This is a genomic window from uncultured Thiodictyon sp. (assembly GCF_903828115.1).
In the GTDB taxonomy this organism is placed as follows: Bacteria; Pseudomonadota; Gammaproteobacteria; order Chromatiales; family Chromatiaceae; genus Thiodictyon.
In genome coordinates, this window is the sequence record NZ_CAIKKU010000422.1 from 1 (window position 1) to 6,406 (window position 6,406).

At 70.6% G+C, this 6,406-nt stretch carries 9 protein-coding genes; 7 read left to right on the forward strand and 2 right to left on the reverse strand.

The features are described 5' to 3' along the window. Positions 1-191: 191 nt before the first annotated feature. Positions 192-698 (forward strand): nicotinamide-nucleotide amidase, encoded by a 507-nt coding sequence (gene pncC / locus QZY48_RS15515; protein ID WP_295432400.1) that lies wholly within the window; start codon positions 192-194, stop codon positions 696-698. Here pncC and QZY48_RS15520 read toward each other — a convergent pair. After that, positions 683-1,195 (reverse strand): RimK/LysX family protein, encoded by a 513-nt coding sequence (locus QZY48_RS15520; protein ID WP_295432403.1) that lies wholly within the window; start codon positions 1,193-1,195, stop codon positions 683-685. The two genes, pncC and QZY48_RS15520, sit on opposite strands and share 16 nt — an antisense overlap. Positions 1,196-1,301: 106 nt before the next feature. On the opposite strand from QZY48_RS15520, the gene QZY48_RS15525 reads away from it, so the two are divergent. Both QZY48_RS15525 and QZY48_RS15530 read left to right on the forward strand, forming a co-directional pair. Beyond that, entirely contained in the window at positions 1,302-1,592 is a 291-nt protein-coding gene (locus QZY48_RS15525) for a hypothetical protein (RefSeq protein WP_295432405.1), read from the forward strand. 8 nt (positions 1,593-1,600) lie between these two features. Further along, positions 1,601-2,278 (forward strand): hypothetical protein, encoded by a 678-nt coding sequence (locus QZY48_RS15530; RefSeq protein WP_295432407.1) that lies wholly within the window; start codon positions 1,601-1,603, stop codon positions 2,276-2,278. A 40-nt stretch (positions 2,279-2,318) separates the two neighbouring features. Here QZY48_RS15530 and QZY48_RS15535 read toward each other — a convergent pair whose 3' ends face one another. Then, positions 2,319-2,588, reverse strand: a complete 270-nt coding sequence (locus QZY48_RS15535) for a DUF2934 domain-containing protein (protein ID WP_295432409.1) — start codon at positions 2,586-2,588, stop codon at positions 2,319-2,321. 160 nt (positions 2,589-2,748) lie between these two features. Here QZY48_RS15535 and QZY48_RS15540 point away from each other — a divergent pair, with 160 nt between their 5' ends. The 4 genes from QZY48_RS15540 to QZY48_RS15555 all read left to right on the forward strand — a co-directional run. Then, positions 2,749-3,666: an ABC transporter ATP-binding protein gene (locus QZY48_RS15540; RefSeq protein ID WP_295432412.1), complete on the forward strand. Its 918-nt coding sequence runs from the start codon at positions 2,749-2,751 to the stop codon at positions 3,664-3,666. Beyond that, entirely contained in the window at positions 3,663-4,400 is a 738-nt protein-coding gene (locus QZY48_RS15545) for an ABC transporter permease subunit (RefSeq protein WP_295432414.1), read from the forward strand. Before QZY48_RS15540 ends, QZY48_RS15545 begins: the two co-directional genes overlap by 4 nt. 6 nt (positions 4,401-4,406) lie before the next feature. Next, the gene (locus QZY48_RS15550; protein WP_295432415.1) at positions 4,407-5,795 is read left to right on the forward strand and encodes a GldG family protein; all 1,389 of its coding nucleotides are present in this window, start codon (positions 4,407-4,409) and stop codon (positions 5,793-5,795) included. Positions 5,796-5,798: 3 nt separating this feature from the next. After that, positions 5,799-6,406: DUF4340 domain-containing protein (locus QZY48_RS15555; RefSeq protein ID WP_295432417.1), on the forward strand; the 608-nt coding region annotated here is incomplete at its 3' end.

Genomic DNA, 6,406 nt, shown 5'->3' on the forward strand with positions numbered 1-6,406 from the left:
CGACAACGACAACGACAACGACAACGACAACGACAACGACAGCGTACCCGGGATCTCGGTCAGCACATCAGTTCTGATCGCACCCCAGGCTCCAGGTGATCGCGCCGGGGATGCCACGATTTCGGTATCCTGTGAATCCGTGGCAATCCTGGTCGCCCCGCCGCGGGGGCACTGAAGCCGAGACCGAACGCATGACTGAATCTCTCGATCCACTCGCCGTCCGGCTCGGTGCCCTCCTGCACGCCCGGGGGCTGCGCCTCGCCACGGCTGAATCCTGCACCGGGGGCTGGATCGCCAAGGTGGTCACCGATATCGCCGGGAGCAGTGCCTGGTTCGACCGCGGGTTCGTCACCTACAGCAACGCGGCCAAGGCGGACCTGCTGGGGGTGGCGACACACACACTGCAAACCCATGGGGCGGTCAGCGAACCCGTGGTGCTGGAGATGGCGGCCGGCGCCCTGGCGCGCAGCCAGGCCCAGGTGGCGGTGGCCGTGAGCGGCATCGCCGGACCCGACGGCGGCAGCGAGGACAAACCCGTGGGCACGGTCTGGTTCGCCTGGGCGGTCCCCGGTGCCCCGCCCTGGGCGCGGTGCCTGCAATTCGCCGGAAACCGGGGGGAGGTGCGACACCAGGCGGTGCGGGTCGCCATCGAAGGGCTGCTGGAGCGGTTCGCGGGCGCGCCTCAGTCCGCCCCATAGCACCCGGCCGGCCGCACCGGCCGCCCCGTGACAAACGACAATTGCGGATCCACCAGCGCGTGCCCGGCGATGGCGCCGCGCCCGAGCAACATCCGGAACAGCATGGTCTCACGGTTGGTCAGGGTCAGCTCGATCGGCCACTCGCGGCCCCCGATCCGCAGCCGGGTCAGGATCACACAACGCTCCTCCCGGTGCCCGCCGGAGTCGCAGATCCGGCGGCGCTCGAGCAATGGCGCCTCACCATGCACCACCACGTCCAGCCGCCCGCGCAGCGGGTGTACGCCGAAGCGCACGGACTGGGCGGCGCCGCGGCGCAGGGGCTCGACATAGAAGGCGTGCAGGGTCGAGGTCCGGGCCCCGGTGTCTACCTTGGCCTTGATCAGGTGCAGCCCAATGTCCGGCAGGGCCGCCCACTCCCGCCAGCCGAGCAGCAGCGGGCGCGCCGCCGGGTCGCCGGCCGACGCCGATTTACCATAGGGGGTCCGGGCGGCTATCATCCGCCATCCTATACCACGGCACGGCCGGGCTGCCTACCGCTGGACCTGGTCCGGCGCGCCCTTGGCATCGTCGCACGCCTCTCAACCCTTCAGGAGTCCGATCAAAATGATGCGTTCACTCTACGCCCTGCCGCTCGCCGCGTTGCTGGCCGCCGGCTATCCCACCCTGAACCTGGCCGACGAGACGACCGATCAGTGTCGCAAAATGGCCGCCGACGAAGAGGTAGCCCCGGAGGACATGGAGGACTATATCTCCGAGTGCCTGGCGGTCGTGCAATCCGAATCGCCCGATGAGGGTACCGCGGCCATGGAGCGACTGGACGCGGTCGCCGCCGGGGCGGCACCGGCGGCGCAGCCCCCCGCACCGCCCGCGCCCAAGCCGACACCGAAGCCTTAGGGTTACCCATGGCCAGCCTTGCCCCCCTGCTCGCCCTCGTCGGCATCGCCGTCGCCCAGCCCCTGTGGGCCGAACAGGGCACGGCCAAGATCCTCGCCCCCTGGGAGGCCAATGGACAGGTCTTCCAGGTCGCCGTGGACAAGCTCCAGTTCATCGGCACCTTCGCGGGCATCATGTATATCGAGCACGGCCAGGGGCTCCTGGACGCGGCCCTCTTCACCTGCCCGTCCACCCAGATCACCGAGATCCTCGCCAACACCATCAAGGGTCACGGCTACTGCACCATCGAGAGCCCGACCGGGGACTACATCTACGCTGAGTACAACTGCGACGGCGAGCCCGGCTCCTGCACCGGCACCTTCAAGCTGACCGGGGGCACCGGCAAGCTCACGGGGATCACGGGGGAGAGCGACCTGATCGTGCGCACGGCGCTGTCGGGCACCACCATCGATCAGGCCGGCGGCGGTACCGTGTCCGCGGCCAAGGGGCTCGCCATCTGGCCCGAGATGCACTTCGAGATCCCGGGCAAGAGTGCCGAGGCGCTCAATATGCTCGGCACCGGGGCCGGGGCGGCCGCCGCCAAGACCCCGCAGTTCCAACCGAAACCCCCACCCAAGCCGGTCGAGGAACCCAAGCCCACCGGCCCCGCGAAGCCCGGTGCACCGCTCGAGCCGACACGCAAATAGTCAGGCGCCCGCCATCGGTGGGGGATCGGCCGGGCGCTGGTCAGGACACCTGCGCGTCCTCCCCGTCCTGCCCCCAGAGCTTGAGGGCATTGCGCAGCCCCACGCGCTCCAGGGCGCGGCGGTTGGCGCCGTCATGGCGCATCCGCTCGACCATGCGGTCGATCTGGTGTTCGGCGTGAACCCAGTCATCCATCGCCCCCTCCCCGGGGAATCCGCGTTGCTCCGCCAGGTAATAGGCGGCGACGGCGATCATTTCGTGTCGTTCCTCGGCGCTCAGGGTGAGCGCGCTGTCTGCTCGTTCCGGTTGCATCCGGGATGGCCCCCTCTTGGTGATGGCGTCTGTGCTGGTGGGAGGGTGCCACGGCGCGGCCCAATCGCCAAGCGCTGTCGTCGTCGGCCGCCTCCGAGCGGTCGCCGACCCGCTAAGAGTGTTTGGCAAGTCCCCCCCGAGCGGGTATTGTGCCCCGGTTATGGAGACCCTGGTACGCGTAACCGATCTGACCCGCCGCTTTGGCCGCTACACGGCCCTGGCGGGACTCGACCTGACCCTGGCCCGGGGGGAGGTGCTCGGCCTGCTGGGGCCCAACGGCGCCGGCAAGACCACCTGTCTGCGGGTCCTGAGCGGCAACCTGGCCCCGAGCAGCGGGCGGGTGGAGATCGCCGGCATCGACCTCGCCCGCAACCCGGTCGGGGCCAAGCGACTCTTGGGCTATCTCCCCGAACGCCCGCCGCTCTACCAGGACCTGAGGATCGATGAGTACCTGGGGTTCTGCGCCCGGCTGCACCGGGTCCCCCGCGCCAAGACCGCGGACGCGGTGGCGCAGGCCAAGTGCCGCTGCGGTCTGGATGAGCTGGGCCGGCGCCCCATCGCCAAGCTGTCCAAGGGGTATCGGCAGCGCCTCGGCATCGCGCAGGCAATCCTGCACCGGCCACGGCTGCTGATCCTGGACGAACCCACCGAGGGGCTGGACCCGGTGCAGGTCCGCCAGATCCGCACCCTGGTGCGCGAGCTGGCGTGCGACAGCGGGATCATCTTCTCCAGCCACGTCCTGCCGGAGGTCCAGGCGGTGTGCGACCGCGTGGCGATCCTCCACCAGGGGCGGCTGGTGTCCGGGGACCACCTGGCCACCGACCGCGGCCCCCTCGTCTGGCGGCTGCGCCTGGCGCCGCCCGCGGACTGCGCCGCGGTCAGCGCCCTGGACTGCGTGGCGCAGGCAAGCCCGCTCCAGGAGGAGTACACGCGCGTCGTCCTCAAGCCCGACCAAGGACCCGAGGACCTGGCCCGGCAGGTGGTGGCGGCCGGGCTCGGACTGCGGGAACTGACCGCGGAGCGCAGCGACCTGGAGCGGGTCTTCTTCGACCTGATCGGGGCGCAGGAGCCGGCGTGATCCTCACTATCGCCGGTCGGGAACTGCGCGGCGGTCTGGTTACACCGCTCTTGTGGGTGCTGCTCGGGGCGGGCCAGGTGGTGCTCGCCTGGGTCTTTCTGAAGGTGGTCGACGACTTCAGCGGGCTGGGGGCCGATGAGCGGGTGGCCAGCCTGTCGCAGGAACTGGCACTGAACCTGTTCAGCATCGCCGCCGTGATCGCCATGCTGGCCGCCCCACTGATCGCCATGCGGATGCTGAGCGCCGAATTCAGGGACGGGACCTACGACCTGATCGGCGCGGCGCCGGTGCATCTGTACGCCGTGGTCCTGGGCAAGTTTCTCGGGGTGGTGGCCCTGCTCACCCCCCTGTGCCTGCTGCCCGCGGCCAACCTGACCCTGCTCCTGGGCGTCGCGCACCTGGACCCGGGGCTCTTCGCCGCGGCCACTCTGGGGCTGTGGCTGGCGGGCCTGATGTTCGGCGCCATCGGGCTCTACGCCGCCAGCCTGAGCGCCCAGCCGGGGGCGGCGGTACTGGCCGCCTTCGGCCTGCTGCTGCTGTTCTCCGTGATCGGGCGCGCCCAGGACTTGAGCCTCCCGGGGCTCTCGCTCTTCGCCTGGCTCGCCTGGAACGAGCACCTGCTGTGGTTCCTGCTGGGCGCCGTGCGGGTCAGTGATGTGGCCTATTTTCTGCTGTTCACCGGGCTCTTTCTGGCGCTGACCCACCGGCGGCTGGCCAATCGGCGGCTTGCGTGAGCCAAGATGAAGACTGAGTGCTGCGTGACGCGCTGGAGCAAACCCATTCTGCGGGCCATCATGGGCATTGAACGGCCCTTGGCGGATGGTCTCTTCGCCCTGCTGCTGCTCGCCTGCGTGGTCGCGGCCGGCTGGCTGATCGCGCGCCACGACCGCTACTGGGACTGGACCGGTGAGCGCGCCAACTCCCTGAGCCCGGAGTCCGCAGCGATCCTGAGCCGCCTGGACGCACCGCTGCGCGCCACCGTCTTCGCCGACCCCCAGGACCCCCTGGGCAAGGCCATCGAGCGCCTCCTGGCCCGCTACCGGCACGCCCTGCCGGGGCTCGTGGTCCGCTTCCTCGACCCCCAGCGCTTCCCGGAACAGGCGCGCGACGCCAAGGTCACCCTGGCCGGTCAGATCATGCTCGAGTACCGGGGGCGCCGGGAGACCCTGAGCCGGGTCGGGGAGCGCACCCTCAGCGCGGCCATTGCCCGCCTTGCCGGCACCAGGGCGTCCTGGGTGGCGGTCCTAGAGGGCCACGGGGAGCGCAAGATCGACGGCCAGGGGGTCGCGGACCTGGGCCGCTTCGCCCAGGAATTGAAGGAGCGCGGCTTCCTGCCGCGCAGCCTGGACCTGGCGACGGCGGCGGACGTACCGGTCAACACCCAGTTGGTCCTGCTCTCCAACCCGGCGCTCGCACTCTTCCCCGGGGAGGCGCCGCGGCTTGCACGGTATCTGGAGCGCGGCGGCAACCTGCTCTGGCTCATGGACCCAGGGCCCGCCGACGGGCTCGAGCCGCTGCTGGATCTCCTGGGCATCGGCGTGCTCCCCGGCACCGTGGTCGACGCCAAGGCGGCCGAGTTCGAGTCCAAGACCCCGGCGGTGGCCGTCATCGCCGAGTTCCCGGACGACTCCCTGGGGGCCGGTCTCAAAGACCCCGCACTGCTGCCCGGGGCGCTCGCCTTCGAGACCCGCACCGCCCCCGGCTGGACCCTGGCCGGTTATCTGAGCACCGGCAGCGAGAGTTGGAACGAGACCGGGCGTCTCGAGGGCAAGGTCTTCCGCGACGAGGTGATCGGCGAACAGGCCGGTCCGCTCCCGGTGGTCCTGGCCTTGACCAGGCCCCTGGGCGAGGACGGCCAGGTGCAGCGGGTGCTGGTGGTCGGGGACGGGGACTTCCTGAGCAACGCCCAACTCGACGCGTACGGCAACCGCGCCCTGGGCCTCAAACTGCTGCGCTGGGTGAGCGGGGAGGAGGGCCTGTTCGCCCTGCCCCCGGACCCCGCGTCGGCCGCGGGCCTGATCCTGGACCAGGACCGCCGCCTGCTCCTGGGGCTGGGCGCCCTGGTCCTCCTGCCCGGACTCTTCCTGGTCGCTGGCCTGACCATGCGCTGGGCGCGTGCGCGAGGCTAGACCATGAAGGCACGGTGGCTCATCAATCTGGTCCTACTCCTGGTGCTCGCGGCACTGGGCCTGGGCATCCGTCACATAGTGAGCGTCGCGGACAGCCCCCAGACGCTGACCGCAACCGCTGCCGCGGACGTCCGACTCATCGAGGTGGAGCGCGTCGGCGAGCCCCGTATCCGCCTGGAGCAGACCCCGGACGGCTGGCGGATGCGCGAACCCATGGACCTGGACGCCGACCAGGGTCAGGTCGAGCGCCTGCTGAGCGGCCTGCGCACCCCGGTCCAGCGCAGCTTCCCGGCCCAATCCGCCGCGCTCGGTGAACTTGGGTTGGCCCCGGCCAAGCTCCAGGTCAGGCTGGACGACCTGACGCTTGCCTTCGGCGGTCTGGACCCGCTGGGACAGCGCCGCTATGTGGCGGCGGATGGACTGGTGCACCTGATCGACGACGCTCTCTATGCCCGGCTGATCGCCCCGCCCATCGACTATTGCTCGCGCCAACTCCTGCCCCGCGCCGCCCCGCCGGTCTACGCCACACTCAACGGGGTCCCCCTGGCCGGCGCCTCCCTGAAGACACTGGCCGGGCTGACGGCCGAGCGTCTGGAGCCCATGACCGGTGA

Excerpts from the sequence above, each read along its gene's own strand:
- QZY48_RS15525 (WP_295432405.1), top strand. The coding sequence starts at position 1,302 with ATGATGCGTTCACTCTACGCCCTGCCGCTCGCCGCGTTGCTGGCCGCC.
- QZY48_RS15550 (WP_295432415.1), top strand. The coding sequence starts at position 4,407 with ATGAAGACTGAGTGCTGCGTGACGCGCTGGAGCAAACCCATTCTGCGG.
- QZY48_RS15530 (WP_295432407.1), top strand. The coding sequence starts at position 1,601 with ATGGCCAGCCTTGCCCCCCTGCTCGCCCTCGTCGGCATCGCCGTCGCC.
- QZY48_RS15520 (WP_295432403.1), bottom strand. The coding sequence starts at position 1,195 with ATGATAGCCGCCCGGACCCCCTATGGTAAATCGGCGTCGGCCGGCGAC.
- pncC (WP_295432400.1), top strand. The coding sequence starts at position 192 with ATGACTGAATCTCTCGATCCACTCGCCGTCCGGCTCGGTGCCCTCCTG.
- QZY48_RS15535 (WP_295432409.1), bottom strand. The coding sequence starts at position 2,588 with ATGCAACCGGAACGAGCAGACAGCGCGCTCACCCTGAGCGCCGAGGAA.
- QZY48_RS15540 (WP_295432412.1), top strand. The coding sequence starts at position 2,749 with ATGGAGACCCTGGTACGCGTAACCGATCTGACCCGCCGCTTTGGCCGC.